This window comes from Pseudomonas sp. MWU347 (assembly GCF_017947305.1).
GTDB classification, from domain to species: domain Bacteria; phylum Pseudomonadota; class Gammaproteobacteria; order Pseudomonadales; family Pseudomonadaceae; genus Aquipseudomonas; species Aquipseudomonas putida_A.
This window is the reverse complement of record NZ_JAFGZB010000002.1, coordinates 362901-389041: the sequence shown is the minus strand read 5'-3', so window position 1 is coordinate 389041 and position 26141 is coordinate 362901. Positions and strand designations below refer to the sequence as shown.

Below are 26141 nucleotides of genomic sequence, written 5' to 3'. Positions count from 1 at the left end.
CGACTGGTAGTTAATAACAATGTTCAAAAGGAGCATTTTAATGACTGCGCTGAACCTGATTCCCGGCCAACTGAGCCTGGCCCAATTGCGTGACGTCTATCAGCAACCGGTCAAGTTGACCCTCGACAACAGCGCTGCGGCGCAGATCGAGGCCAGCGTCGCTTGCGTCGAGCAGATCCTCGCCGAGAACCGCACTGCCTACGGCATCAACACCGGCTTCGGCCTGCTAGCGTCGACCCGCATCGCCAGCGAAGACCTGGAAAACCTGCAGCGTTCGCTGGTGCTGTCGCACGCCGCCGGTGTCGGCCAGCCGATCAGCGATGAGCTGGTGCGCCTGATCATGGTGCTCAAGGTCAACAGCCTAAGCCGTGGTTTCTCCGGCATCCGTCGCGTGGTGATCGACGCACTGATCGCGCTGATCAACGCCGAGGTTTATCCGCATATTCCGCTCAAGGGTTCGGTGGGTGCATCCGGTGACCTCGCGCCATTGGCGCACATGTCGCTGGTGCTGCTGGGCGAAGGCAAGGCGCGCTACAAGGGCGAGTGGATGGAAGCCACCGAAGCGCTGAAAGTCGCCGGTCTGACCCCGCTGACCCTGGCGGCGAAAGAGGGTCTGGCGCTGCTCAACGGCACTCAGGTGTCCACGGCGTTTGCGCTGCGCGGTCTGTTTGAAGGTGAAGACCTGTTTGCCGGTGCGCTGGCAATCGGCGGTCTGACGGTGGAAGCGGTACTCGGTTCGCGCTCGCCGTTCGATGCACGTATTCACGCCGCTCGCGGTCAGAAAGGTCAGATCGATGCTGCAGCCGCATATCGCGATCTGCTCGGCGGGCGCAGCGAAGTGTCCGATTCGCACCAGAACTGCGAAAAGGTTCAGGACCCGTACTCCTTGCGTTGCCAGCCACAAGTCATGGGCGCCTGCCTTACCCAGTTCCGTCAGGCCGCCGACGTGCTGGTGGTTGAAGCCAACGCTGTCTCCGACAACCCGTTGGTATTCGCCGCTGAAGGCGATGTGATTTCCGGTGGCAACTTCCACGCCGAGCCGGTGGCCATGGCCGCCGACAACATGGCCCTGGCCATCGCTGAAATCGGCTCGCTGAGCGAACGCCGTATCTCGTTGATGATGGACAAGCACATGTCGCAACTGCCGCCGTTCCTGGTGGCCAATGGCGGGGTCAACTCCGGCTTCATGATCGCTCAGGTCACCGCCGCAGCACTGGCCAGCGAGAACAAGGCGCTGTCCCATCCGCATTCGGTCGACAGCCTGCCGACCTCGGCCAACCAGGAAGACCACGTGTCGATGGCGCCGGCCGCTGGCAAGCGCCTGTGGGAAATGGCCGAGAACACCCGCGGCATTCTCGCGGTGGAATGGCTGGCGGCGGTGCAGGGGCTGGACCTGCGTAACGGTCTGAAGACTTCGGCCAAGCTGGAGCAGGCCCGGGCGATTCTGCGCCGCGAAGTACCGTTCTATGAGAAGGACCGCTTCTTTGCGCCGGACATCAATGCGGCGACCGAGTTGTTGGCTTCGCGCTGCTTGAGCGAATTGGTTCCGGCGAAATTGCTGCCTAGTTTGTAAGTGTTTTTCAGGGGGAGTTTTGTTGTTGCTGAAATCGATCCCCCTCACCCCAGCCCTCTCCCCCAAGGGGGAGAAGGGGAAGGGAGCCAATCTTCATTGTTTTCAGAGCCGGAGTTCGGCTCAAGATTCTCAGGTCGATGTATCTCGACAGAACAACCCGGTCAGTCCCCTCTCCCTCCGGGAGAGGGCTAGGGTGAGGGGCTTTTGAAGGCTCCCCACCAAACCAATTCCAACGGAGGCCAACAGTGAAAACCCTCTGGCAACACTGCCACGTCGCAACCATGGCGCAGGGCGTCTACTCGATCATCGAGGATGCGGCCATCGTGACGTCCGGTGCGCACATCGAGTGGATCGGTCCGCGCAATCTGCTGCCGTCCGGCGAATACCCGGCGGTCAACGACCTGCAAGGCGCGTGGGTCACCCCCGGCCTGATCGACTGCCACACCCACACGGTGTTCGGCGGCAACCGCAGCGGTGAATTCGAAAAGCGTCTGCAAGGCGTCAGCTATGCCGAGATCGCGGCGCAGGGCGGCGGCATTGCCAGCACCGTGCGCGCCACCCGTGAAGCAACTGAAGACCAGCTGTTCGCCAGCGCCGCCAAGCGTCTGAAAAGCCTGATGCGCGACGGCGTGACCACGGTCGAGATGAAGTCCGGCTACGGTCTGGACCTGGCCAGCGAACGCAAGATCCTGCGGGTGATTCGCCGGCTCGCCGCTGAACTGCCGATCAGTGTGCGCAGTACCTGTCTGGCCGCCCACGCGCTGCCGCCGGAATACAAGGATCGCGCTGACGACTACATCGAGCACATCTGCGCCGAGATGCTCCCGGCATTGGCCGCCGAAGGGCTGGTCGATGCGGTGGATGCGTTCTGCGAGTATCTGGCGTTCTCGCCGGAGCAGGTCGAGCGGGTGTTCATCACCGCACAGAAACTCGGTCTGCCGGTGAAGCTGCATGCCGAGCAATTGTCGTCGCTGCATGGCTCCAGTCTGGCGGCGCGGTATCACGCGTTGTCTGCCGATCATCTGGAGTTCATGGACGAAGACGACGCCATCGCCATGGCCAAATCCGACACCGTCGCCGTGCTGCTGCCGGGGGCGTTCTACTTCCTGCGCGAAACCCAGCTGCCGCCGATGGACGCCCTGCGCAAGCACAAGGTCAAGATCGCCATCGCCAGTGACCTCAACCCCGGCACCTCGCCGACGCTGTCGCTGCGCCTGATGCTGAACATGGCCTGCACCTGTTTCCGCATGACCCCGGAAGAAGCCCTGGCCGGCGCGACCATCCATGCCGCACAAGCGCTGGGCATGGCTGACACCCACGGTTCGCTGGAAGTCGGCAAGGTCGCGGATTTCGTCGCCTGGCACATCGATCGTCCGGCGGATCTGGCCTATTGGATCGGTGGTGATCTGGACAAACGCGTCGTGCGTAACGGCGTCGAATCAAGTCTGTAGGAGAGCGGTTGTGGATAAGGTTCTGAGTTTCAAACAAGGTCGCGTACCGCTGCTGATCAGCATGCCGCATGCCGGTGTGCGCCTGACGCCTGCGGTCGAAGCCGGGCTGATCGCGGACGCGAAAAGCCTGCCGGACACCGACTGGCACATTCCGCAGCTCTATGACTTTGCCGAGGAACTGGGCGCCAGCACGTTGGCCGCCGAATACTCGCGGTTCGTCATCGACCTTAACCGTCCGTCCGATGACAAACCGTTGTATGCCGGCGCCACCACCGGGCTGTACCCGGCGACGCTGTTCGATGGCATTCCGTTGTTCAAGGAAGGCCTGGAGCCTTCGAAAGAGGAGCGCGCGACTTATCTGGAGCAGATCTGGACGCCATACCACCGCACCTTGCAGGAAGAGCTTGCGCGGTTGAAGGCCGAGTTCGGCTACGCGTTGCTGTTCGACGCGCACTCGATCCGCTCGATCATTCCGCACCTGTTCGACGGCAAACTGCCGGATTTCAACCTTGGCACCTTCAATGGCGCCAGTTGCGATCCACAATTGGCGACGCAACTGGAAGCCATCTGCGCCCGTCACGATCATTACAGCCACGTGCTCAACGGCCGCTTCAAGGGCGGCCACATCACCCGCCATTACGGCAACCCGGCCGAGAACATCCATGCCGTGCAACTGGAGCTGTGCCAGAGCACCTACATGGAAGAGTTCGAACCGTTCCGCTACCGCGCCGATCTGGCGGAGCCGACGCGGGTGGTGCTCAAGGAGTTGCTGCAGGGCTATCTGGCCTGGGCAAAGTCGCATTACACCGCATAACCCACTGTGGGAGCGGGCTTGCTCGCGAAGGCGGCGCATCAGGCAACATATGCGTTGAATGACACAGCGCTTTCGCGAGCAAGCCCGCTCCCACAGGTTTTGTATGCAGCAGAAAAATTGTGACTGCGTACGGGCATGCTCATTGACGTAAATCGGGTTTATGATGCCGGACGGCAGAATAATAGAAGTCCCCCCAGGGATGACCTCGACCCCTTACGGAGCGCGCAATGCAGACATTGTTTCCGCAGATCAAACCCCACGCCCGGCACGATCTGGCTGTCGATGACACCCACACGCTGTACGTCGATGAAAGCGGCTCGCCGGAAGGCTTGCCGGTGGTGTTCATCCACGGCGGCCCGGGTGCCGGTTGCGACGCGCAGAGCCGTCGCTATTTCGATCCGAACCTGTATCGCATTGTCACCTTCGACCAGCGCGGCTGCGGACGCTCCACCCCGCATGCGAGCCTGGAAAACAACACCACCTGGGATCTGGTCGCTGACCTTGAGCGTATCCGCAAGCACTTGGGCATCGATAAATGGGTGCTGTTCGGCGGTTCGTGGGGTTCGACTCTGGCGCTGGCCTACGCGCAAACCCACCCGGAGCGCGTACACGGTCTGATCCTGCGTGGGATCTTTCTCTGCCGTCCGCAGGAAATCGAGTGGTTCTATCAGGCCGGTGCCAGCCGTCTGTTTCCCGATTACTGGCAGGATTACATCGCGCCGATCCCGCTGGACGAGCGCGACGATCTGCTCAGCGCCTTCCACAAGCGCCTGGTCGGTAACGATCAGATCGCTCAGATGCACGCGGCCAAGGCCTGGTCGACGTGGGAAGGACGCACCGCGACCCTGCGGCCGAACCCGCTGGTGGTCGACCGTTTCTCCGAACCGCAGCGCGCCCTGTCGATCGCGCGGATCGAGTGTCACTACTTCACCAATAATGCGTTCCTCGAGCCGAATCAACTGATCCGCGACATGGGCAAGATCGCCCATCTGCCGGGGGTGATCATTCACGGTCGTTACGACGTGATCTGTCCGCTGGACAACGCCTGGGAGCTGCATCAGGCCTGGCCGAACAGCGAACTGCAGGTGATTCGTGACGCCGGTCACGCCGCCTCCGAACCGGGCATCACCGATGCGCTGGTGCGTGCCGCGAGCAACATGGCCCGTCGCTTGCTCGACCTGCCGCCCGAAGAAGCATGAAGGGGCTTTTACAACGCGTGCGCGGTGCGCGGGTAGAGGTTGCGGGAGAGACAGTCGGCGCGGTGGATCAGGGTTTGCTGGTGCTGGTGGCGGTCGAACCCGACGACACGCGTACCAGTGCCGACAAACTTTTGCATAAGCTGCTTAACTATCGGGTATTCAGTGACGCCGAGGGCAAGATGAATCTGTCCCTGGCGGATGTGGGCGGCGGGTTGCTGCTGGTCTCTCAGTTCACCCTCGCTGCCGACACCAGGAGCGGGTTGCGCCCGAGTTTCTCGACCGCAGCCCCTCCGGCATTGGGCGAGGAATTGTTCGACTATCTATTCAGCAAAGCGAAACAGATGCATGGCACTGTGGCATCAGGTAGATTCGGCGCGGATATGCAGGTGCACCTGGTCAACGATGGCCCGGTAACCTTCCTGTTACAGACATGAAAGCCCTTGAAACACCTTTTCAAGGGCTTTTCGACTGAAAACAGGCGTTTTTCGCGATAAATACTTTGTTACCCCTGATGCGTTGTCACGCGGGCTACTAGATAATCGCGCGCTATGGGGATCAGCGTTCGCTGTTCCATTTTTGACTTAGGTAGAGACTTGTCTGGATCCGATTGGGGAATCATTTTGCCCCAGCGGAGTCGGAACAATGCTCGCCAACTTGGCAAGGGTGCGCTGGGAGGTCGGCTTTTCAAAGTCGAAAACCCCACAGGCACTTAATCTGGCCGTTGGTTTTTTGATCTGTTTTCGGCGAGGGTTGCTCGTGATTGTTAGTCCCTGTAATGCAGCAAAAATGTCTGCCAAACGCATGCGAAGTGCCCTGGTAGCCGGCTCGGCGCTCCTGTGCCTGCTCAGCGCCGGCCAGCTTTGGGCGTTCAATCTTGACGATGTATCAGCCAAGGCTAAAGAGCTGGCCGGGCAGAAGTTCGAAGCCCCGCGCAGCAACCTGCCGAACGAATTCCGTGACATGAAGTTCGCGGATTATCAGAAAATCCGCTTCCTCACCGAAAAGGCTGAGTGGGCCGATCAGAAGACACCGTTCAAGCTGTCCTTCTATCACCAGGGCATGCACTTCGATACGCCGGTGAAAATCAACGAAATCACGGCGAACACCGTCGAAGAGATCAAATACGATCCGACCCGCTTCGATTTCGGCGACCTCAAGTTCGATCCGAAAGCCACTGAGCAACTGGGCTACGCCGGTTTCCGTGTGCTGTACCCGATCAACAAGGCCGACAAGCAAGACGAAATCATGACCATGCTCGGCGCGAGCTACTTCCGCGTCGTCGGCAAGGGCCACACCTACGGCCTGTCGGCCCGTGGTCTGGCGATCGACACCGCGCTGCCGTCGGGCGAAGAGTTTCCGCGTTTCCGCGAGTTCTGGATTCAACAGCCGAAGCCGGGTGACAAGCATCTGGTGATCTTCGCCCTGCTGGATTCGCCGCGCGCCACCGGTGCCTATCGCCTGATCCTGCGTCCGGGCAGCGACACCATTGTCGACGTCAAGGCGCAGATGTTCCTGCGTGACAAGGTCGGCAAACTGGGCATCGCACCGTTGACCAGCATGTTCCTGTTCGGCGCCAACCAGCCGTCGAAAGTCCTCAACTACCGTCGTGAACTGCACGACTCCAGCGGTCTGTCGATCCATGCCGGCAACGGCGAGTGGATCTGGCGTCCGCTGAACAACCCGAAACACCTGGCCGTGAGCAACTTCAGCGTCGAGAACCCGCGTGGTTTCGGTCTGCTGCAGCGTGGTCGCGACTTCAGCCACTACGAAGACCTCGACGACCGCTATGACAAGCGCCCAAGCGCCTGGATCGAGCCGAAGGGCGAGTGGGGCAAGGGCACCGTTGATCTGGTAGAGATTCCGACTGCCGACGAAACCAACGACAACATCGTTGCGTTCTGGAGCCCGGAAACCATGCCGGAGCCAGGCAAGCCGCTGGACTTCGCCTACCGTCTGCACTGGACCATGGACGAAGCGGCGATTCACGCCCCTGACAGCGCCTGGGTCAAGCAGACCCTGCGTTCGACCGGTGACGTCAAGCAGTCGAACCTGATCCGTCAACCGGATGGCAGCGTTGCCTACCTGGTCGACTTCGAAGGTCCATCGCTGGCGGCTCTGGCCCCGGATGCCGACGTGCGCAGTCAGGTCAGCGTTGGCGATAACGCCGAACTGGTCGAGAACAGCGTGCGTTACAACCCGGAAACCAAGGGCTGGCGCCTGACCCTGCGGATGAAGATCAAGGACGCGAGCAAGTCCACCGAGATGCGGGCCGCCCTGGTACAGCCAGTGGTCACCGCTGATCTGGCCAAGTCTTCGGTACCGGCGTCGAATTCGTCGGTGGCCAAGGCGGACAAGGTCGCGGCCAAGCAACAAGAGAAAGACGAGAAGGAAGCCAAGGCAGCCGAGGCCAAACAGGCCGACGCCAAGCCAGCCGCAGATGCCAAGGACAAGGCCAACAAAGACGCCAAGCAGCCAGCGGCTGCGAACGCGGCCCCAGCCACACCGGAATCGGCACCGACTGAAGAAGTCCTGACCGAGACCTGGAGCTATCAGTTGCCTGCCGATGAGTAACTCTCAAGTACAGCCAGAGACTCTTTCCGAGTATCTGGCGCATCTGCCGATGACCGACGAGCAGCGCGCGGAACTCGCGGGCTGCCAGTCCTTCAGCGAACTGCACCAGCGCCTGTCGTCGCCGACGTTCGACGCGCCTGCCGAAGCCGCCCAGGCTTCGGTGGCCAAGCGCCTGACCCTGAGCACCGCCGAAGAGCTGGAAGAGGCGGAAATGCTGGTGCTCGACGCCAGCGGTCGGGTCAGCATGAAAGCGACGCCGCCGATCCGTCGGACCAAAGTCGTGCCGGAGCCATGGCGCACCAATATTCTGGTGCGTGGCTGGCGCCGCCTGACCGGGCGCACCAATCCGCCACAGCCGCCGAAGGACGAAAACGTCTTGCCGGCGGCGCGCTGGCGCACGGTAGGTTCGATCCGTCGCTACATTCTGTTGCTGCTGATGCTCGGTCAGACCATCGTTGCCGGCTGGTACATGAAAGGCATCATGCCGTACCAGGGCTGGTCGTTCGTCGATCTGGACGAAGTGCTGCACCAGCCGCTGCTGCAAACCGCCACGCAAGTGCTGCCGTATGCGCTGCAGACCAGCATCCTGATCCTGTTCGGGATTCTGTTCTGCTGGGTCTCGGCCGGTTTCTGGACGGCACTGATGGGCTTCCTCGAGTTGCTCACCGGTCACGATAAATACCGTATCTCCGGCAAAAGCGCCGGCAACGAGCCGATTCCGAAAGACGCCCGTACCGCGCTGGTGATGCCGATCTGCAACGAGGACGTGCCCCGGGTATTCGCCGGTCTGCGCGCCACCTTCGAATCGGTCGCCGCTACCGGTGATCTGGATCGCTTCGACTTCTTCGTCCTCAGCGACAGTAACGACACCGATATCTGCGTCGCCGAGCAACAGGCCTGGCTGGACGTCTGCCGTGAAGCCAAGGGCTTCGGCAAGATCTTCTATCGCCGCCGTCGCCGCCGTGTGAAACGCAAGAGCGGCAACCTCGACGACTTCTGCCGTCGCTGGGGCGGTGACTACAAGTACATGGTCGTGCTCGACGCCGACTCGGTGATGAGCGGCGAGTGCCTGACCAGTCTGGTACGCCTGATGGAAGCCACGCCGGACGCCGGGATCATCCAGACCGCGCCGCGTGCGTCGGGCATGGACACCCTGTATGCACGCATGCAGCAGTTCGCCACCCGCGTTTACGGCCCGCTGTTCACCGCCGGTCTGCACTTCTGGCAGTTGGGTGAATCCCACTACTGGGGTCACAACGCGATCATCCGCATGAAGCCGTTCATCGACCACTGCGCCCTGGCGCCGTTGCCGGGCAAAGGTGCGTTCTCCGGGGCGATCCTGTCTCACGACTTCGTTGAAGCCGCGCTGATGCGCCGTGCCGGTTGGGGCGTGTGGATTGCCTACGACCTGCCGGGCAGTTACGAAGAGTTGCCGCCGAACCTGCTCGACGAGCTCAAGCGTGACCGTCGCTGGTGCCACGGCAACCTGATGAACTTCCGCCTGTTCCTGGTCAAAGGCATGCACCCGGTGCACCGCGCGGTGTTCCTCACCGGCGTGATGTCTTACCTGTCGGCGCCGTTGTGGTTCTTCTTCCTGGTGCTGTCGACCGCGCTGCTGGCGGTGAACACGCTGATGGAGCCGCAGTACTTCCTGGAACCGCGTCAGCTCTATCCGCTGTGGCCACAATGGCACCCGGACAAGGCGATCGCGCTGTTCTCGACCACCATCGTGCTGCTGTTCCTGCCGAAACTGCTGAGCATTATCCTGATCTGGGCCAAGGGCGCGAAAGAGTTCGGCGGCAAGTTCAAGGTGACCCTGTCGATGCTGCTGGAGATGCTTTTCTCCATGCTGCTGGCGCCGGTGCGGATGATTTTCCACACCCGTTTCGTCCTCGCCGCGTTCCTCGGCTGGGCCGCGACCTGGAACTCGCCGCAGCGTGACGACGACTCCACGCCATGGAGCGAGGCGGTCAAGCGCCACGGTCCGCAGACCCTGCTGGGCTTCTGCTGGGCGCTGCTGGTGATCTGGCTGAACCCGAGCTTCCTGTGGTGGCTGGTGCCGATCGTCGGTTCGCTGATGCTGTCGATCCCGGTGTCGGTGATTTCCAGCCGTGTCGGTCTGGGCCTCAAGTCCCGTGACGAGAGCCTGTTCCTCATCCCAGAGGAATACAATCCGCCACAGGCGCTGCTGGCGACCGATCAGTACACCCACGAGAACCGTTGGCATGCACTGAACGACGGCTTCGTCCGCGCCGTGGTCGATCCGCAGCAGAACGCCCTGGCGTGCTCGCTGGCGACGGCCCGTCACGGTCAGGCCGAGCCGATCGAATGGCTGCGTCAGGAACGTGTACGTCACGCCCTGAAGGCTGGCCCGGCGGCACTGAGCAACCACGATCGCCTGCAACTGCTGAGCGATCCGGTGGCCCTGGCGCGTCTGCACGAGCTGGTCTGGTCCGAAGATCACAAGGAATGGCTGGATGCCTGGCGCGCTTCGGTGAAAGCCGATCCGCATGCGCCGCTGTTGCCGTTGCGACCGCTGAGCATGCACGCTCAACCGGCCTGATGAAGAAACCCCGCTAACTAGCGGGGTTTTTTTATGGCGCTGAAAAGCCCCCTCATCGGAACGCCGCCCGCCTAACCCTCTCCCGGAGGGAGAGGGGACTGACCGGATTGGATATTCGAGTTGCATCGACCTGAGAAATCGAGTCGAACTTAGCTTTCGAATATTTCCCCGATTGGCTCCCTCTCCCCTCTGGGGAGAGGGCTGGGGTGAGGGGTGGCCTTTGAATGTTAAACAAATCGTCCATAAAACCTTGTGCAAAAAATCGAGTGCGTTAGCATCCGTCCCCGAATTGGCGCGCCCGGACGATCTTGTCCATTTCAGTCGGTTTTCGCGCCGCAATTGCAATGGTTTTGGGGACTTGAAGATGAAGAAGTATCTGTCGATGCTGCTGGTCGGCGTCACGGCACTGGTTGCAGTCAATGCGGCGCACGCCGGTGCAATCGATGACGCGGTCAAGCGCGGCACGTTGAAAGTCGGTATGGATCCGACCTACATGCCGTTCGAAATGACCAACAAGCGCGGCGAGATCATCGGCTTCGAAGTCGACATCCTCAAAGCCATGTCCAAGGCCATGGGCGTCAAGCTCGAGCTTGTGTCCACCGGTTACGACGGGATCATCCCGGCCCTGATGACCGACAAGTTCGACATGATCGGCAGCGGCATGACCCTGACTCAGGAGCGCAACCTGCGCCTGAACTTCAGCGAACCGTTCATCGTGGTCGGCCAGACCCTACTGATCCGCAAGGAGCTGGAAGGCACCATCAAGTCCTATAAAGACCTGAACACCGCCGACTATCGCATCACCTCCAAGCTCGGCACCACCGGTGAGATGGTCGCCAAGAAGCTGATCGCCAAGGCCAAGTACCACGGCTACGACAACGAGCAGGAAGCCGTGCTCGACGTGGTCAACGGCAAGGCTGACGCGTTCATCTATGACGCGCCGTACAACGTGGTCGCGGTGAACAAGGTCGGCGCCGGCAAACTGGTGTTCCTCGACAAGCCGTTCACCTACGAGCCGCTGGCCTTCGGTCTGAAGAAGGGTGATTACGACAGCATCAACTTCATCAACAACTTCCTGCACCAGATCCACGAAGACGGCACCTACGATCGCATCCATGACAAGTGGTTCAAGAGCACCGAGTGGCTCAAGGACATGGAATAACACTGGGTCAGTCAGACCGAGTCGCCCCATTCGCGAGCAAGCCCGCTCCCACATTTGAAATGCAGTCCAAATGTGGGAGCGGGCTTGCTCGCGAAGAGGGCCTGCCAGGCAACACAAAATCCGGAACCTGCAATGAAACAGAAAAAAGCCCAATGGCCCTGGCACGTCCTGACCGTGCTGGTGCTGGTCGGCCTGGCGGGCGCGTTGTATTACGCCACGTCGCTGATGTCCTACGAATGGCGCTGGAACCGCGTGCCGCAGTACTTCGCCTATCAGGCCGAAGAATCCCAGCGTGCCACCGATATCTCCACCGTCACCGAGCTGGTGCGCAAGGGCGGTAGCGCGCAGGTCACCCTGCGCAACGACGCCGGTGACGAGCAGCACCTGACCGTCGACGAAAACAGCCTGCAATTCGCTCAGGGCGACGATGTGGCTGAAGGTGACGTCGTGGGCGTGACTCGGCATTGGGCGGCAGGGCCGCTGCTGTGGGGCCTTTGGACCACGCTGTGGCTGTCGGTGGTGTCTGGGGTACTCGGTCTGCTGATCGGTCTGGTCACCGGGCTGTGCCGCCTGTCGAGCAACCCGACCCTGCGTGATCTGTCGAGCATTTACGTCGAACTGGTGCGCGGTACGCCGCTGCTGGTGCAGATCTTCATTTTCTACTTCTTCATCGGCACGGTGATGAACCTGTCCCGCGAGTTCGCCGGGATCGCCGCGCTGTCGCTGTTTACCGGCGCCTACGTGGCCGAGATCATCCGTTCCGGGGTGCAGTCGATTGCCCGTGGCCAGAACGAAGCGGCGCGTTCGCTCGGTCTGAGCGCCGGCCAGTCGATGCGCCACGTGGTACTGCCGCAAGCATTCAAACGCGTACTGCCACCGCTGGCCGGGCAGTTCATCAGCCTGGTCAAGGACACCTCGCTGGTGTCGGTGATTGCGATTACCGAGCTGCTGAAAAGTGGCCGTGAAGTCATCACCACCTCGTTCTCGCCGTTCGAGATCCTGTTCTGCGTCGCCGGCCTGTACCTGTTGATCAACCTGCCGCTGTCGAAAATCGCCAGCCGTCTTGAGCGGAGGCTCGCGCAAAGTGATTGAAGTCCGCGATCTGGTAAAAGTCTTCGACACCCGTGGCCAGGTAGTCCGGGCTGTGGATAACGTCAGCACCACGGTGGCCAAGGGCGAAGTGCTGGTGGTGATCGGCCCGTCGGGTTCGGGCAAATCGACCTTCCTGCGCTGTCTCAATGGCCTGGAAGAATTCGACTCGGGTTCTGTGAGCATCGACGGCCTGCAACTGGCCGACCCGAAAACCGACGTCAACGCTTACCGCCGTGAAGTCGGCATGGTCTTTCAGCATTTCAACCTGTTCCCGCACATGACCGTGCTGGAAAACCTCTGTCTGGCGCAGAAAGTCGTGCGCAAGCGTGGGCAGAAGGAAAGTGAGGCCAAGGCCTTGGCGTTGCTGGAAAAGGTTGGTATTGCGCAGAAGGCTCGGGAATATCCATCACGCCTGTCCGGCGGCCAGCAACAGCGTGTGGCGATTGCCCGGGCGCTGGCGATGGACCCGAAAGTGATGCTGTTCGACGAACCGACTTCGGCCCTCGACCCGGAAATGGTCGGTGAAGTGCTGGATGTGATGAAGAACCTGGCCGTGGAAGGCATGACCATGGTCTGCGTCACCCACGAAATGGGTTTCGCCCGGGAAGTGGCGGATCGGGTGCTGTTCTTCGATCACGGCAAACTGCTGGAAGATGCTTCCCCGGCGGAGTTCTTCGATGCACCGAAGGATCCGCGCGCGCAAGCCTTTCTGCGTCAGGTCCTTTAATTTCAGCGTCTGAGCTACCGCTTTCGCGAGCAAGCCCGCTCCCACATTAGACCGCGTCCGCATGGACAACCAGGTCAACTGTGGGAGCGGGCTTGCTCGCGAATGCATCACCTCGGTTCAGAGCGAACCGAGGTTTTCGGATCACCTCAAACCTTGAACCGCCCCACCAGCATCTGCAGATGCGTCCCCAGCCGCGCCAGCTCAACACTCGACGCCGCGGTCTCTTCACTCGCCGCCGACGTCTGATCCGACACATCCCGCACATTCAGCACGCTACGGTTGATCTCCTCGGCCACGGCACTCTGCTGCTCGGCCGCCGCTGCAATCTGCTGGTTCATCGCCTGAATCGCCGAGACGGTGCGGGTGATGCTTTCCAGTGAGCCACCGGCACGGCGGGTCAATTCGACGCTGCTGTCGGTCAGGCTGCGGCTGTTGTCCATGATCGTCGCCACTTGCTGGGTGCCGTTCTGCAGGCCGACGATCAGTTCCTCGATCTCTTCGGTGGACTTCTGCGTGCGCTGGGCGAGGCTGCGCACTTCATCGGCAACCACCGCAAAACCACGCCCGGCCTCACCGGCACGCGCTGCTTCGATCGCGGCGTTGAGCGCCAGCAGGTTGGTTTGCTGGGCCACGGACTTGATCACGTCGAGCACGCTGCCGATCTTGTCGCTCTCGCGCTTGAGTTCGCCCATGGCTTCGGTGGAGTGGCCGACTTCAACTGCCAAGCGCTCGATCTGCGCAATGGCTTCACCGACCACCTTGTCGCCTTCGCGGGCTTGCTGGTCGGCGGCCACGGCGGCTTCGGAAGCCTCCTCGGCGTTGCGCGCGACTTCCTGCACAGTGGCGGTCATTTCGTTCATGGCGGTGGCGACCTGATCGGTCTCGATCTTCTGATTGTTGACCCCGGCGCTGGTCTGCTCGGTCACCGCTGACAATTCCTCGGCAGCGCTGGCGATTTGCGTAACGCCGTCGCTGATGCCACCGATCAACTCGCGCAGGCCTTGGGTCATGCTCTGCATCGAGCGCTGCAACTGGCCGAGTTCGTCGCGACGCTGTGACACCAGGTTGTGGGTCAAGTCGCCGGCAGCCACGCGCTCGGCGACCTTCAGGGTCTGATTCAGTGGAATGATGATCTGCCGGGTGATCGCCCACGCGGCCAGCAAACCGAAGGCCACGGCCAGCAGGGTGGCGATGATCAGCATGTTCTTGGCGTGCGCGGCATCGGTGTCGCGCACCACGGTTTGTGATTCGGTGAGCTTCTTGCTGACGTCGAGCAAGATGTCGCCCTGAGCCGTCATGGTTGCCCCGGCCTTGGCATTGTTCACCTGCGAGTCGCGGAACTGGGCGACCGCCGCGCGATAAGCCTTGATCGAGTCGGTGGCCTGTTGCAGGTTGGCGATGTGCTGTTCGGGCAGTTTCGCCGGCAGGCTGTCGAGGTTTTTCAGTGCATTGTCGATGGCGTCCAGCGCGGGCTGCTCCGCCTCGGCCTTGCCGCTGTAGGTATAGCCGCGCACCTGATAGCGCGCTTGCTGCAACAGTTTGCTCAGTTCGATCACGCTGTTGAATTGCGCGACGCTGTCCCCTTGCAGCATGGATTTCTCGACTTCCGAGACTTTGGCCACGGCATTGTCAGCACTGGCGCCGAGCTTGCTGCGCGCATCCTCACGCTGCACGGTGGCCTGTGTCATGTCGGCGAAGGCACGTTTGTACTCGGCGACAGCGGCCAGTTGCTGATCGACCATCGCCGCATCTGAGGGCTGCTCGATCAGGCCGCGCGCGGTTTGCAAGCCGCTGGCGAGTTTGGCCAGCAACTCGTTGACCGCGCCCGGGCCTTGTTCGCCGCGACGCGCTTCATAGTCCAGACGCGCCAGGCGCAGGTCCTTGGTCAGTTCATTGAGGCTGGAGATGAAGCCGAGCTTGTCGCCACGGCTGATAATGCCGCCCATGCCGGTCCAGCCGGTAAAGGTAATCAGCAGGGTGAGCAACAGCACCAGGCCGAAACCGATGCCCAGTTTGCGTTTGACGCTGACGTTCCCAAGATTCTCGGCTAACCAACGGTACATGCGACGACTCCCCTCGGACCACTAATTGGACTTATGGGGACTGTATCGGCGGGGTGATGGCAATCTGTAACCCGATTTGAATGCCAACCCCGGATTCCTGTAGGAGCTGACGAGTGCAACGAGGCTGCGATCTTTTGATCTTGCTGTTAAAAAACAAAATCAAAAGATCGCAGCCTGCGGCAGCTCCTACAGGGGGAGCGGTGTGTCAGAACAGGCGGGCGAGCAGGGCGGTGACGGCGGTTTCGACGCGCAGGATACGTTCGCCCAGTTGCACCGGTTGCAGGCCGGATTTGCCCAGCAGGTCGATTTCGTAGGGAATCCAGCCACCTTCGGGGCCGATCGCCAGCGTTACCGGTTCGCTCAACGCACGTGGGCACGGCGGGTAATTGCCGGGATGGCCGACCAGGCCGAGGGTGCCTTCGCTGATCGCTGGCAGACGATCTTCGACGAACGGTTTGAAGCGCTTCTCGATGATGACTTCCGGCAGCACGGTATCGCGGGCCTGTTCGAGGCCGAGGATCAGATTCTCGCGAATCGCTTCCGGCTCGAGAAACGGCGTCTGCCAGAAGCTCTTCTCGACGCGGTAGCTGTTGACCAGAATCACCTTCGACACACCCATGGTCGCCACGGTCTGGAACACCCGCCGCAGCATCTTCGGACGCGGCAGGGCCAGTACCAGGGTCAGCGGCAGCTTGGCCGGCGGTGACTGATCGAGGCTGACGCGCAATTCCGCTTCGCCGGCCTCAAGGCGCAGCAGTTCGGCTGAGCCCATCAAGCCATTGATCCGTCCCACGCGCAGGCTGTCACCGACTTCCGAGCGGTGAACTTCCTGCATGTGGGTCAGGCGCCGGTCACGCAGCACGACGCGGTCGGCCGCGATGAAGTCGGCCTCTTCGAGCAACAGCAGGTTCATGCCTGGGTCGCTGGCGGCTGGTCGTTGTGATCGTCGGCCGGTGTTTCGTCCGGGCGTTCGCGCTTGCTGATCAGGCCGCCGAACAGAATGCCGATTTCAAACAGCATCCACATCGGTACCGCCAGCAGGGTCTGCGAGAAGATGTCCGGCGGGGTGAGGATCATGCCGACCACGAAGCAGCCGATGATCACGTACGGGCGGATCTTCTTCAGGTATTTGACGTCGACCACGCCGATCCACACCAGCAGCACCACGGCCACCGGGATTTCGAACGCGACACCAAAGGCAAAGAACAGCGTCATCACGAAGTCGAGGTAACTGGTGATGTCGGTCATCATTTCCACGCCGGCCGGGGTGGCGGCGGCGAAGAACTTGAAGATCAGCGGGAACACGAAGTAATAGGCGAACGCCATACCGGTGTAGAACAGCAGGATGCTGGACACCAGCAGCGGCACGGCGATGCGCTTCTCATGCTTGTACAGGCCCGGCGCGATGAAGCCCCAGATCTGATGCAGGATCACCGGAATCGCGAGGAACAGCGAGACCATCATCGTCAGCTTCAGCGGCGTCAGGAACGGCGACGACACATCCGTGGCGATCATCGTCGCGCCGACCGGCAGGTACTGGCGCAGCGGCGTCGAGACGAAGGTGTAGATCTGCTGGGTGAAGGCGAACAACCCGGCGAAGATGATGAACACCGCCGCCACACAACGCAGCAGGCGGGTGCGCAACTCGGTGAGGTGCGATACCAGCGGCATGTGCTGGTCGTTTTCAGGGAGATCGCTCATGGGGCTCGCGGCGGCAGTGTTGGGTCGTGAGGCGCGGGTGTAATCGGCGCGGCGTTTGGCGCAACGTGTTCAACAGATGGTTCCACGGCGGCTGGCGCCGTTTCTGTCGGAGCTACAACGGCAGCAGGTGCTGGTGGCGCCGTCGCGGCAGCAGGGCTGTGAATCGTCTGCTCACCCACATGCTCAACCGGCGTCGGCTCCTGCTGAACCGGCGTGAAAATCTTCCGCGCCTCCTGCTCCAGCGACAGAATGTGCTCGTTGTGCAGTTGCCGACGGATCTCGTCGGCACCGATTTCACGTTCAACTTCCTGTTTGATCGCGTTGAAGCTGCGCTTCAGCCGGCCGACCCACAGGCCGGCGGTGCGCGCAGCGCCCGGCAGACGCTCGGGGCCCAGCACCAGCAGGGCGACGAGGCCGACGAGCAGCAGTTCAGAGAAGCTGATACCAAACATTTGTCAGTCTCACACGTCTTTGCGGATCGGCTCTTCGACTTTCTGCGCCTGCACGTCGATGGTGTGCGGCGGGTTGGCCTGAGCGGTGGCCTGCGGCTGCACCGGTGGAACGGGCTGCGCAGGCGTTACGGTCGGATCGGCGGCCGGTTTTTCGTCATCGTTCATGGCTTTACGGAAGCCCTTGATCGACTCGCCGACGTCGGTGCCGAGGTTTTTCAGTTTCTTGGTGCCGAACACCAGCACCACGACTACCAGAATGACGATCCAGTGTTTCCAGTCAAAAATGCCCATGTTGCTGTTCCTCTCTAAAAATTGTTCAGGCGGACGGACGCGAGGCTTTCTCGACGTGTCCGGATAGACCGAAGCGACGATCCAGTTCATCCAGTACGGCCTGCGGATGCTGCCCCAGTTGGGCGAGCATGACCATGCTGTGGAACCACAGGTCGGCAGTCTCGTAGATCACATCGCTGCAGTCACCGCTGATGGCGGCGTCCTTGGCGGCAATAATGGTTTCGACCGACTCTTCGCCGACTTTCTCCAGAATCTTGTTCAGGCCCTTGTGATACAGACTAGCTACATATGAGCTGTCGGCCGCTGCGCCTTTGCGCTCTTCAAGCACTTCGGCCAGGCGAGTCAGGGTGTCACTCATGTTTGTGTCCTGCGGAATAGATAGCGTGCGGGTCTTTCAGAACCGGGTCGACTGTCTTCCAGTCGCCGTTTTCGTAGACGCGGTAAAAGCAGCTTTGACGGCCGGTATGGCAAGCGATGTCGCCGATCTGTTCGACCATCAGGATGATCACGTCGGCATCACAGTCCAGGCGCATTTCATGCAGGGTCTGTACGTGGCCGGACTCTTCGCCCTTGCGCCACAGCTTGCCACGGGAACGTGACCAGTAGATTGCACGGTTTTCCGCAGCGGTCAGTTCCAGCGCTTCGCGGTTCATCCAGGCCATCATCAGCACGCGCCCGGTCTTGTGATCCTGGGCAATCGCCGGCACCAGGCCATCTGCGTCCCACTTGATCTCGTCCAGCCAGTTTTTCATCTTCGACTCCGACAGCGAACCCGCACTTCAATTGTCAGGTTCAGGCGTTGAAACAGTGTGCCAGCCGATCAGCGAACTGGCTATCGGCGAACGACCAGATACAAGCCGACTGCCACCATGATGCCCGCCGGCCAATGCCCCAGTTCGTGCAACGGGCCGCCGGCTGCGAGGATCGTCCCGCCCGCCAGATGCGCGCAACCGAGCAGGCGCAGGAACCAGTCGTCCTTGCGTTTGTGCCACGGTGGTGGCGGGTCGTAGGCGTGCGGTTGCGACATGCGCTCGAGCAGGTCACGGGCCATGTTGGCCAGGTGCGGCAGCTGTTCGAACTGGCTCTGCACGTTGCCGAGCAAGGCTTTGGGGCTGACGCGCTCGCGCATCCAGCGCTCGAGGAACGGCTGCGCGGTGTTCCACAGATCCAGATCCGGGTACAGCTGACGGCCAAGGCCCTCGATGTTCAACAGAGTCTTCTGCAGCAGAACCAGTTGCGGCTGCACTTCCATGTTGAAGCGCCGCGCAGTCTGGAACAGGCGCATCAGCACCTGGCCAAATGAAATATCTTTTAACGGTTTTTCGAAGATCGGTTCGCATACGGTGCGGATCGCCGCTTCGAATTCGTTGAGTTTGGTTTCCGCCGGCACCCAGCCCGAATCGATGTGCAACTGCGCCACGCGGCGGTAGTCACGCTTGAAGAAGGCGAACAGGTTGCGCGCCAGATAATCCTGGTCTTCCGGGGTCAGGCTGCCGACGATGCCGCAGTCGATCGCGATGTACTGCGGGCTCCACGGGTTGACGGTGCTGACGAAGATGTTGCCCGGGTGCATGTCGGCGTGGAAGAAACTGTCGCGGAACACCTGGGTGAAAAAGATCTCCACGCCGCGCTCGGCGAGCATTTTCATGTCGGTGCGCTGGTCGGCGAGGGTCGCCAGATCCGTCACCTGAATCCCGTAGATACGCTCCATCACCAGCACTTTCGGCCGGCACCAGTCCCAATAGACTTGCGGCACATAGAGCAGCGGCGAGCCTTCGAAGTTGCGCTTCAACTGGCTGGCGTTGGCCGCCTCGCGCAGCAGGTCGAGCTCGTCGTAGATGGTTTTTTCGTAGTCCTGCACCACGTCCACCGGGTGCAGCAGGCGAGCGTCGGCGGAGACCTTTTCGGCGGCGCGGGCGAGGATGAACAGCCATGCCAGATCCTGGGCGATCACCGGTTTCAGGCCCGGGCGGATCACCTTGACCACCACTTCTTCGCCGGTCTTCAGTTGCGCGGCGTGCACCTGCGCCACCGAGGCCGAGGCCAGCGGCTCGACGTCGAAACGGCTGAACACTTCGCTGATCTTCTTGCCCAGCTGTTCTTCGATCAGCTTGATCGACAGCTGCGAATCGAACGGCGGCACGCGGTCCTGCAGCAGCATCAACTCATCGGCGATGTCTTCCGGCAGCAGGTCGCGGCGGGTCGAAAGAATCTGCCCGAACTTGATGAAAATCGGCCCCAGATCCTGCAGCGCCAGGCGCAGACGCGCACCACGGCTCAGCTCCAGCGGCTTGCGCGGCAACCAGCGCCACGGCAGCACGTAGCGCAGCGCCAGGAGGAACCAGGGCAGCGGCAGCTCGAACAGCAGGTCATCGAGGCGGTAGCGGATCACGACGCGCTGGATGCGCAACAGACGGCGGACGGCAAGCAGCTTCATGCGTTATCGCTTGGGTCGAGGGATCGGGAAAGGCGCTCGAAGCGCGCCTCGAGACGTTCCAGATCAAGTTTGATCCGGTCCAGTTCGCTGAATCGCGCTTCGGCTTCGCGCTGCCCGACGAGGGTGCGCGATTCTTCGGCGAGGTATTCGGCGAGGTTCTGGTTGAGGCTGGCAAATCCTTGTTGATACCAGCGTGCGCGGCTGCGCAGGTGACCGCCAATCAGTTGCGTGGCGACCGGTCCGAGCCAGCGCGAGAGCTCGTACTCCCAGTCCAGCTCGAGGTCCTGCAGCACCCCGGCCAGTTCCAGCAGCACGCCGCTGTCACCGTCGAGCTCGACTTCCGGGGCGTGCAGCACCGCGGTCTTGTCTTTGCTCAGGGCCAGTTTCACCAGGCTCGAGGCCGGGGCGCGCAGCGTGCAGTCGACGCCGGTTTCCCAGTGCGAGGCGAGCATCAGGCCCTCATCGCTGGGCAGGATGAACAGTTGCAGCGCCGGGCTGCGGCAATCGACGGCAATCACTTTGCCGGTCAGATGCGCCAGCCGCGGCAGCGCCGTGCTGTCGAGACGCAGCACCCGGTTGAGGCCGAGTTCGACGCTGGCGAGCAGCCCGGTGAGCAACATCAGGGCTTGATGCCGCGGTGCAGGGCGACGATGCCTGCGGTCATGTTGTGATAGGTCACGCGGTCGAAACCGGCGTCGACCATCATCGACTTCAGGGTTTCCTGATTCGGGTGCATGCGGATCGATTCGGCCAGGTAGCGATAGCTTTCCGAATCGTTGGTGATCAGCTTGCCCATCAGTGGCATGAAGGCGAACGAGTAGGCGTCGTAGGCTTTCGACATCAGCGCGTTGGTCGGCTTGGAGAACTCCAGCACCAGCAGGCGGCCGCCGGGCTTGAGCACGCGAAGCATCGAGCGCAGGGCGTCTTCTTTGTGCGTCACGTTGCGCAGGCCGAAGGCGATGGTCACGCAGTCGAAATGGTTGTCCGGGAACGGCAGTTTTTCCGCGTCCGCCTGAACGAATTCGACGTTGCCCGACACACCCAGATCCAGCAGACGGTCACGGCCGACCTTGAGCATCGATTCGTTGATGTCGGCCAATACCACCTGACCGGTCGGGCCAACCAGGTGCGAGAATTTTTTGGTCAGGTCACCGGTGCCGCCGGCGATGTCGAGCACGCGGTTACCGCTGCGCACACCGGACAGTTCGATCGCGAAACGCTTCCACAGACGGTGCATGCCGCCCGACAGAAGGTCGTTCATCAGGTCGTACTTCGCGGCTACGGAGTGGAACACCTCAGCGACTTTTTCCGCTTTCTGGCTTTCCGGAACGTTTTTGAAACCGAAGTGAGTGGTGGGTTCGGCATCGCTGCCTTTGCGCTGATCAGTCATATCGCTGTCACCAAAAGAGAATGCGCGACATTCTAATCCCCAAGCCATGCTTTGTCTTGGAATGGCTAAAGGTAAGATGGGCGACCTTCGGGACGATTTGCCGCAGACGCGGTCAAGATTTACCGTCACCTATTCATCAAGCAGGAGTCATTCGATGGCCAAAATCAGTGTTGAGCGTGCCCACAGCCTGGGCAAGGAAGCCGCCCGCGAGAAGGCCGACAAGCTGGCGCAGAAACTCTCCGATCAATATGGCCTGGAGCCGCAGTGGTCGGGCGACACCCTGAACCTCAAGCGCTCGGGCGTGAAAGGCGCGGTGCATGTGGCCGACGACTCGATCCGTGTCGACGTGGAACTGGGCATCATGATGTCGGCCATGAGCGGCATGATCAAAGCCGAGATCGAGAAGGCGCTGGACAAAGCGCTGGTCTGATTTCTGCCGGAAATGAAATTCTCCTGTGGGAGCGGGCTTGCTCGCGAATGCGGTGCAACAGTCGACATTTCTCGTGACTGGTACACCGCATTCGCGAGCAAGCCCGCTCCCACATTTGTTTGGTGGTGCTCCCGCTGTTTATGTCAGTTGTTAGGGTGCCGTTTCTAATTTTTCTCCCTACTTTGTGCCTGAGCCCGACACATCTGCGGGCAGTTCCTCAAACCTTCTGCGCGTGAGGTGCACCATGGCCAAAGTCATTCTGAAGAAAAAAATCGACGCTTCGACTTCTGCTCTGAGCGACGTCAAATCCTATGCCCGCAAGATCTGGCTGGCAGGCCTGGGTGCCTACACCAAGGTCGGCCAAGAGGGCAGCGACTACTTTCAAGAGCTGATCAAGGCTGGTCAAACTGTTGAAAAGAAAGGCAAAAGAGTCGTCACCGAAAAACTCGAAGCCGCCAATGCCGAGATCGACGAAGCCAAGGATGAAGTCAGCTCGTTCAAAGGTCGCGTCGAAGTTCAGCTCGACAAGGTCGAGAAGGCGTTCGACTCCCGTGTAGCAAGCGCCTTGAATCGTATCGGCATTCCGTCTAAACATGACGTTGAGACACTCTCTGCTAAGCTCGATGAGCTGACGGCATTGCTCGAACGCGTCGCGCGTAAATCTTAAGGAGAACGGGATGGCTGGTAAAAAGAACACCGATAAAGAAGGCAGCTCGTGGATTGGGAAAGTCGAAGACTACTCCCGCAAAATCTGGCTGGCTGGTTTAGGCGTGTACTCGAAGATCGACACTGACGGCAGCAAGCTCTTCGAGTCACTGGTCAAAGACGGCGAGAAAGCCGAGAAGCTCACCAAGTCGGCAGTCGGCAAGAAAGTCGATGCCGCCAAGGATTCCGCTTCTTCGGCCAAGTCGCGCATCAGCGGCGTGAAAGATCGCGCACTGGGCAAGTGGGACGAGCTGGAAGGGGCTTTCGACAAGCGCCTGAACAGCGCGATTTCGCGCCTGGGTGTGCCTAGCCGCAATGAAGTCAAAGCGCTGCACAGCAAGGTCGAGACCCTGACCAAGCAGATCGAGAAACTCACTGGTCTGAAAACCCAACCGGTCGCGGCGAAAACCGCAGCGGCCAAACCGGCAGCCAAAACCGCCGCCAAGCCATTGGCTAAAGCGGCTGCGAAACCAGCTGCCAAAGCTGCGGCCAAGCCCGCGGCAAAAACCGCTGCCGCCAAGCCTGCTGCTAAAACGGCCGCTGCCAAACCAGCCGCCAAGGCTGCCGCGAAACCGGTTGCTGCCAAAGCGGCTGCGAAACCTGCGGCCAAGTCCGCGGCCAAACCAGCCGCCAAGCCAGCAGCGAAAACCGCTGCCGCGAAACCGGCTGCCAAACCTGCGGCCAAACCGGCTGCGGCGAAAAAACCGGCAGTGAAAAAACCGGCCGCGCCGAAGGCCGCTGCTCCGAAGCCAGCTGCACCCGCAGCAGCCAAGCCAGCCACCCCGGCAACCCCGGCCAGCGCGTCGAACTCCGCCGCTGCACCGACTCCGGTAGCCACCCCGACTGCTGCATCGACCCCGTCGACGCCAACCAGTCAGTCCTGATTTTTCAGGGCAAAACAAAACGCCCGGCCTGTGAAGGTCGGGCGTTTTTGTTTGTGCTTTTTAAAAGCTTACCCTCACCCCAGCCCTCTCCCCGAGGGAGAGGGGGCCGATTCGGGGATGCTTCAGCCTTACACCGACCTGAAAGTGTCGTATTGAATCCATAATCGACTGGATTCTTCAGGTCGCCGTATCGCGTAAGACAATAAGGTCAGTCCCCTCTCCCTCTGGGAGAGGGTTAGGGTGAGGGGCTCTTGATTTCATTCGTGATCTTCGAGGTATTGCAGGGCCATCCGCTCCGTCGCCACTTTCACCGGCGGCAGCAGATGCGGCGCCACCAGCATCATGATCTGGTACACCACCAGTTTGACCTCACCCTCGCGATCGAGAATCCGCTGATAGTCCAGCGAGAACAGCAGGGTCAGGGTGATCTGCTCCACCAGTTGCCCCAATGCCTGGGTATCACTGACCAGTTGCCCCGAAGCCTTCAACCGCGCCAGCAAGGACGCCAGCGTACGCTTGAGCGCGTTGAGCAGGTTGCGGATGCCCTTGGCCAGTTTCGGCAGGCGCCCGGCGAGGTTCGACAGGTCCTGGAACAGAAACCGGTACTGCGCCAGGCGCTCGACGATCAGGTGCAGAAACAGCCAGTAATCCTCTGGCGCCAGCTCGGCATCCGATGGCGGATCGAGCAGCGGCGCCAGTTCGTTCTGGAAGCGTTCGAACAGGCCGAGAATCAACGGCTCCTTGCCGTGAAAGTGGTAGTAGAGATTGCCGGGGCTGATCCCCATTTCGTTGGCAACTTCCATGGTGGAGACGTTGGGCTCACCCTTTTCGTTGAACAGTTGCAGAGCACATTCGAGAATCCGGTCGCGGGTTTTCATCCAGTCTTCTTAGAAAAGTTCGGTTAAGCGTCAGCGCACATGCACGTAGGTGCCGGGTGCTGCCTCCATCGGTGGATAGTTCGGGTTGCCGAGGGTAAACGTGGTTTCGTGCTGCGTGCCGGAGCGCTGCTGAATCCATTCCAGCCACTGCGGCCACCAACTGCCGTCAACGCGTTTGGCGTCGTAGTACCAGGCGCGCGGGTCGCTGCTCAGCTTGCCGTTCTCGACGTAATTGGCTTTCGGGTTGCTCGGCGGGTTGAGGATGCTCTGCACGTGCCCACTGTTGGACAGTACGAAACGTCGCTCGCCACCGAGCAGCAGGGTCGAGCGGTACACCGCGTCCCACGGCGTGATGTGGTCGTTCATGCCGGCCACGCTGAAGCTGTCGACGGTGACTTTCTGCAGGTCGATTGGCGTACCGCAGACTTCCAGCCCGCCCGGGTGGGTCAGCGGGTTGTGCTTGAAGAAGTCCAGCAGGTCGCCGTGGTACGCGGCGGGCAGGCGGGTGTTGTCGTTGTTCCAGTAGAGGATGTCGAAGGCTGGCGGCTCCTTGCCGAGCAGGTAGTTATTGACGAAGTAGCTCCAGATCAAATCGTTGGGCCGCATCCAGGCGAACACCTTGGCCATGTCGCGACCGTCGAGCACGCCTCTCTGGTAAGAGCGGCGTTTGGCCGCTTCGATGGTCTGTTCGTCGGCGAACAGGGTGGTCGGGGTCTCGATCTCACTGTCGAGCAGGCTGACCAGATAGGTCGCACTGGAGATCCGTCGCAGTTGCCGTTTCGCCTGCAGATGACCCTGCAGCGCGGCGATGGTCAGGCCACCGGCGCAGGCACCCATCAGATTCACCTCGCGCGCGCCGGTGATCGCCCGGCAGATGTTCATCGCTTCTTCCACCGCTTCGACGTAGGTCGACAGGCCCCATTCCCGGTGGCGTACGTCCGGGTTGCGCCAACTGATCATGAAGGTCTGCAGGCCGTTTTTCAGCGCGTACTGGACGAAGCTGTTCTGCGGGCTGAGGTCGAAAATGTAGTACTTGTTGATTTGCGGCGGCACCACCAGCAGCGGCTTGGCGTACTGCTTTTCGCTCATCGGCTTGTACTGGATCAGCTCGAGCATCTCGTTGCGAAACACCACGGCGCCGGTGGTGGTGGCGACGGTCTTGCCGACCTCGAACGCCTGCTTGGTAACCTGGCGTGGCAGGCCATCGTTGTGCAGCAGATCATCAAACAGATGGCTCAGGCCGCGCACCAGACTCTGGCCGCCGGAATTGAACAGCTCCTTGACCGCCAGCGGATTGAGCAAGGTATTGGAGGGCGCGACGGCATCGTTGAGCAAGGTGAACGCGAAGTGCGCGCGAGCGCGATCGTCCTCGCTCATGCTGCTTTCATCGATCCAGCTCTTGACCTGTTTCTGCCAGGCCAGATACGCCTGCAGGCTGCGCCGGTAGAACGGATTGAGGCTCCACGCCGGATCGGCGAACCGCGCGTCCTGCGGGTTGGTCGGGTGCAGGGTTTCACCGAGCAGCACGCGACCGAGCTGGCCGCCGAGTTTCAAGGCGTGTTTGGCACTGTGGAGCGGGTTGCGCAGACCGTGGGCGGCGACGCTGCGCAAGGTCGAGAGCAAGTCCCGCCCACGCAGGCCGGTCATTGCACTTTGTGCATTGATGAACACGGCGGGACTGGGCACTACGCCCGTCGCAGGTTTGTCGCGCATGACTCAACACTCCTTCGTCTTCAGGTCAAAAACAAACTCACCGAA

25 protein-coding genes are annotated in these 26141 nt (G+C 61.2%); 13 read left to right on the top strand and 12 right to left on the bottom strand.

The features are described from left to right. Positions 1-40: 40 nt before the first annotated feature. The 10 genes from hutH (at position 41) to KCG87_RS05250 (ending at position 13152) form a co-directional block, all read left to right on the top strand. Positions 41-1573: a histidine ammonia-lyase gene (hutH, locus tag KCG87_RS05295; protein ID WP_210556786.1), complete on the top strand. Its 1533-nt coding sequence runs from the start codon at positions 41-43 to the stop codon at positions 1571-1573. A 245-nt stretch (positions 1574-1818) separates the two neighbouring features. Beyond that, positions 1819-3024: an imidazolonepropionase gene (hutI, locus tag KCG87_RS05290; RefSeq protein ID WP_210556785.1), complete on the top strand. Its 1206-nt coding sequence runs from the start codon at positions 1819-1821 to the stop codon at positions 3022-3024. 10 nt (positions 3025-3034) lie between these two features. Further along, positions 3035-3838, top strand: a complete 804-nt coding sequence (gene hutG / locus KCG87_RS05285; protein WP_210556784.1) for an N-formylglutamate deformylase — start codon at positions 3035-3037, stop codon at positions 3836-3838. A 227-nt stretch (positions 3839-4065) separates the two neighbouring features. Continuing rightward, positions 4066-5037, top strand: a complete 972-nt coding sequence (pip, locus tag KCG87_RS05280) for a prolyl aminopeptidase (RefSeq protein ID WP_003220824.1) — start codon at positions 4066-4068, stop codon at positions 5035-5037. Continuing rightward, positions 5034-5471 carry a D-aminoacyl-tRNA deacylase gene (gene dtd / locus KCG87_RS05275; RefSeq protein ID WP_134785234.1) on the top strand — a complete coding sequence of 146 codons (438 nt, stop codon included), beginning with the start codon at positions 5034-5036 and terminating at the stop codon, positions 5469-5471. Before pip ends, dtd begins: the two co-directional genes overlap by 4 nt. Before the next feature lie 352 nt (positions 5472-5823). Further along, positions 5824-7608, top strand: a complete 1785-nt coding sequence (locus tag KCG87_RS05270) for a glucan biosynthesis protein G (protein ID WP_167734086.1) — start codon at positions 5824-5826, stop codon at positions 7606-7608. Then, complete coding sequence (gene mdoH, locus KCG87_RS05265; protein ID WP_210556783.1) at positions 7601-10171, top strand: glucans biosynthesis glucosyltransferase MdoH; 2571 nt, start codon at positions 7601-7603, stop codon at positions 10169-10171. Before KCG87_RS05270 ends, mdoH begins: the two co-directional genes overlap by 8 nt. 364 nt (positions 10172-10535) lie before the next feature. Then, positions 10536-11333, top strand: coding sequence for a transporter substrate-binding domain-containing protein (locus tag KCG87_RS05260; protein WP_003220833.1), 798 nt, complete (start codon positions 10536-10538; stop codon positions 11331-11333). A 132-nt stretch (positions 11334-11465) separates the two neighbouring features. Next, complete coding sequence (locus KCG87_RS05255) at positions 11466-12425, top strand: amino acid ABC transporter permease (protein ID WP_027611292.1); 960 nt, start codon at positions 11466-11468, stop codon at positions 12423-12425. Further along, on the top strand, positions 12418-13152 hold the full coding sequence (locus KCG87_RS05250) for an amino acid ABC transporter ATP-binding protein (RefSeq protein ID WP_103520646.1): 735 nt from the start codon (positions 12418-12420) through the stop codon (positions 13150-13152). The genes KCG87_RS05255 and KCG87_RS05250 overlap by 8 nt, the downstream gene beginning before the upstream one ends. 146 nt (positions 13153-13298) lie before the next feature. Here the strand turns inward: KCG87_RS05250 and KCG87_RS05245 are convergent, their stop codons facing one another. The 10 genes from KCG87_RS05245 to ubiE all read right to left on the bottom strand — a co-directional run bounded on the left by KCG87_RS05245 (position 13299) and on the right by ubiE (position 21486). Then, positions 13299-15215, bottom strand: a complete 1917-nt coding sequence (locus tag KCG87_RS05245) for a methyl-accepting chemotaxis protein (protein WP_098966795.1) — start codon at positions 15213-15215, stop codon at positions 13299-13301. 205 nt (positions 15216-15420) lie between these two features. Then, positions 15421-16128 (bottom strand): 16S rRNA (uracil(1498)-N(3))-methyltransferase, encoded by a 708-nt coding sequence (locus KCG87_RS05240; RefSeq protein ID WP_098966796.1) that lies wholly within the window; start codon positions 16126-16128, stop codon positions 15421-15423. Continuing rightward, the gene (tatC, locus tag KCG87_RS05235) at positions 16125-16916 is read right to left on the bottom strand and encodes a twin-arginine translocase subunit TatC (protein WP_027611295.1); all 792 of its coding nucleotides are present in this window, start codon (positions 16914-16916) and stop codon (positions 16125-16127) included. Before tatC ends, KCG87_RS05240 begins: the two co-directional genes overlap by 4 nt. Beyond that, on the bottom strand, positions 16913-17368 hold the full coding sequence (gene tatB / locus KCG87_RS05230; RefSeq protein ID WP_098966798.1) for a Sec-independent protein translocase protein TatB: 456 nt from the start codon (positions 17366-17368) through the stop codon (positions 16913-16915). The genes tatC and tatB overlap by 4 nt, the downstream gene beginning before the upstream one ends. Before the next feature lie 9 nt (positions 17369-17377). Continuing rightward, positions 17378-17659, bottom strand: a complete 282-nt coding sequence (locus KCG87_RS05225) for a twin-arginine translocase TatA/TatE family subunit (RefSeq protein WP_003220847.1) — start codon at positions 17657-17659, stop codon at positions 17378-17380. 25 nt (positions 17660-17684) lie between these two features. Further along, positions 17685-18017, bottom strand: a complete 333-nt coding sequence (locus tag KCG87_RS05220) for a phosphoribosyl-ATP diphosphatase (protein WP_007909355.1) — start codon at positions 18015-18017, stop codon at positions 17685-17687. Beyond that, positions 18010-18411 (bottom strand): phosphoribosyl-AMP cyclohydrolase, encoded by a 402-nt coding sequence (gene hisI / locus KCG87_RS05215; protein WP_003220851.1) that lies wholly within the window; start codon positions 18409-18411, stop codon positions 18010-18012. The genes KCG87_RS05220 and hisI overlap by 8 nt, the downstream gene beginning before the upstream one ends. A gap of 80 nt (positions 18412-18491) precedes the next feature. Further along, complete coding sequence (gene ubiB, locus KCG87_RS05210) at positions 18492-20096, bottom strand: ubiquinone biosynthesis regulatory protein kinase UbiB (RefSeq protein WP_027611297.1); 1605 nt, start codon at positions 20094-20096, stop codon at positions 18492-18494. Then, positions 20093-20716, bottom strand: a complete 624-nt coding sequence (locus tag KCG87_RS05205) for an SCP2 domain-containing protein (RefSeq protein ID WP_085732555.1) — start codon at positions 20714-20716, stop codon at positions 20093-20095. The genes ubiB and KCG87_RS05205 overlap by 4 nt, the downstream gene beginning before the upstream one ends. After that, positions 20716-21486 (bottom strand): bifunctional demethylmenaquinone methyltransferase/2-methoxy-6-polyprenyl-1,4-benzoquinol methylase UbiE, encoded by a 771-nt coding sequence (gene ubiE / locus KCG87_RS05200; protein ID WP_003220857.1) that lies wholly within the window; start codon positions 21484-21486, stop codon positions 20716-20718. Before ubiE ends, KCG87_RS05205 begins: the two co-directional genes overlap by 1 nt. 154 nt (positions 21487-21640) lie before the next feature. Here ubiE and KCG87_RS05195 point away from each other — a divergent pair, with 154 nt between their 5' ends. The 3 genes from KCG87_RS05195 to KCG87_RS05185 all read left to right on the top strand — a co-directional run bounded on the left by KCG87_RS05195 (position 21641) and on the right by KCG87_RS05185 (position 23505). After that, a complete protein-coding gene (locus KCG87_RS05195; RefSeq protein WP_003220859.1) occupies positions 21641-21916 on the top strand; it encodes a polyhydroxyalkanoic acid system family protein in 276 nt (91 codons plus the stop codon). A gap of 244 nt (positions 21917-22160) precedes the next feature. Then, positions 22161-22583 (top strand): phasin family protein, encoded by a 423-nt coding sequence (locus KCG87_RS05190; RefSeq protein ID WP_027611299.1) that lies wholly within the window; start codon positions 22161-22163, stop codon positions 22581-22583. A gap of 10 nt (positions 22584-22593) precedes the next feature. Continuing rightward, positions 22594-23505, top strand: a complete 912-nt coding sequence (locus KCG87_RS05185) for a phasin family protein (protein WP_096794687.1) — start codon at positions 22594-22596, stop codon at positions 23503-23505. Between the two features lie 257 nt (positions 23506-23762). On the opposite strand, the gene KCG87_RS05180 is transcribed toward KCG87_RS05185, so the two are convergent. Together KCG87_RS05180 and phaC are read right to left on the bottom strand one after the other, a co-directional pair. Next, positions 23763-24383 (bottom strand): TetR/AcrR family transcriptional regulator, encoded by a 621-nt coding sequence (locus tag KCG87_RS05180; RefSeq protein WP_027611301.1) that lies wholly within the window; start codon positions 24381-24383, stop codon positions 23763-23765. Between the two features lie 30 nt (positions 24384-24413). Then, complete coding sequence (gene phaC, locus KCG87_RS05175; protein ID WP_210556782.1) at positions 24414-26096, bottom strand: class II poly(R)-hydroxyalkanoic acid synthase; 1683 nt, start codon at positions 26094-26096, stop codon at positions 24414-24416. Positions 26097-26141: the final 45 nt, after the last annotated feature.

What these genes read in the sequence shown, in the direction of transcription:
- hutH (WP_210556786.1), top strand. Translation starts at nt 41, where the DNA reads ATGACTGCGCTGAACCTGATTCCCGGCCAACTGAGCCTGGCCCAATTG.
- pip (WP_003220824.1), top strand. Translation starts at nt 4,066, where the DNA reads ATGCAGACATTGTTTCCGCAGATCAAACCCCACGCCCGGCACGATCTG.
- dtd (WP_134785234.1), top strand. Translation starts at nt 5,034, where the DNA reads ATGAAGGGGCTTTTACAACGCGTGCGCGGTGCGCGGGTAGAGGTTGCG.
- KCG87_RS05270 (WP_167734086.1), top strand. Translation starts at nt 5,824, where the DNA reads ATGTCTGCCAAACGCATGCGAAGTGCCCTGGTAGCCGGCTCGGCGCTC.
- mdoH (WP_210556783.1), top strand. Translation starts at nt 7,601, where the DNA reads ATGAGTAACTCTCAAGTACAGCCAGAGACTCTTTCCGAGTATCTGGCG.
- KCG87_RS05260 (WP_003220833.1), top strand. Translation starts at nt 10,536, where the DNA reads ATGAAGAAGTATCTGTCGATGCTGCTGGTCGGCGTCACGGCACTGGTT.
- KCG87_RS05255 (WP_027611292.1), top strand. Translation starts at nt 11,466, where the DNA reads ATGAAACAGAAAAAAGCCCAATGGCCCTGGCACGTCCTGACCGTGCTG.
- KCG87_RS05245 (WP_098966795.1), bottom strand. Translation starts at nt 15,215, where the DNA reads ATGTACCGTTGGTTAGCCGAGAATCTTGGGAACGTCAGCGTCAAACGC.
- KCG87_RS05240 (WP_098966796.1), bottom strand. Translation starts at nt 16,128, where the DNA reads ATGAACCTGCTGTTGCTCGAAGAGGCCGACTTCATCGCGGCCGACCGC.
- tatC (WP_027611295.1), bottom strand. Translation starts at nt 16,916, where the DNA reads ATGAGCGATCTCCCTGAAAACGACCAGCACATGCCGCTGGTATCGCAC.
- tatB (WP_098966798.1), bottom strand. Translation starts at nt 17,368, where the DNA reads ATGTTTGGTATCAGCTTCTCTGAACTGCTGCTCGTCGGCCTCGTCGCC.
- KCG87_RS05225 (WP_003220847.1), bottom strand. Translation starts at nt 17,659, where the DNA reads ATGGGCATTTTTGACTGGAAACACTGGATCGTCATTCTGGTAGTCGTG.
- KCG87_RS05220 (WP_007909355.1), bottom strand. Translation starts at nt 18,017, where the DNA reads ATGAGTGACACCCTGACTCGCCTGGCCGAAGTGCTTGAAGAGCGCAAA.
- hisI (WP_003220851.1), bottom strand. Translation starts at nt 18,411, where the DNA reads ATGAAAAACTGGCTGGACGAGATCAAGTGGGACGCAGATGGCCTGGTG.
- ubiB (WP_027611297.1), bottom strand. Translation starts at nt 20,096, where the DNA reads ATGAAGCTGCTTGCCGTCCGCCGTCTGTTGCGCATCCAGCGCGTCGTG.
- KCG87_RS05205 (WP_085732555.1), bottom strand. Translation starts at nt 20,716, where the DNA reads ATGTTGCTCACCGGGCTGCTCGCCAGCGTCGAACTCGGCCTCAACCGG.
- ubiE (WP_003220857.1), bottom strand. Translation starts at nt 21,486, where the DNA reads ATGACTGATCAGCGCAAAGGCAGCGATGCCGAACCCACCACTCACTTC.
- KCG87_RS05195 (WP_003220859.1), top strand. Translation starts at nt 21,641, where the DNA reads ATGGCCAAAATCAGTGTTGAGCGTGCCCACAGCCTGGGCAAGGAAGCC.
- KCG87_RS05190 (WP_027611299.1), top strand. Translation starts at nt 22,161, where the DNA reads ATGGCCAAAGTCATTCTGAAGAAAAAAATCGACGCTTCGACTTCTGCT.
- KCG87_RS05185 (WP_096794687.1), top strand. Translation starts at nt 22,594, where the DNA reads ATGGCTGGTAAAAAGAACACCGATAAAGAAGGCAGCTCGTGGATTGGG.
- KCG87_RS05180 (WP_027611301.1), bottom strand. Translation starts at nt 24,383, where the DNA reads ATGAAAACCCGCGACCGGATTCTCGAATGTGCTCTGCAACTGTTCAAC.
- phaC (WP_210556782.1), bottom strand. Translation starts at nt 26,096, where the DNA reads ATGCGCGACAAACCTGCGACGGGCGTAGTGCCCAGTCCCGCCGTGTTC.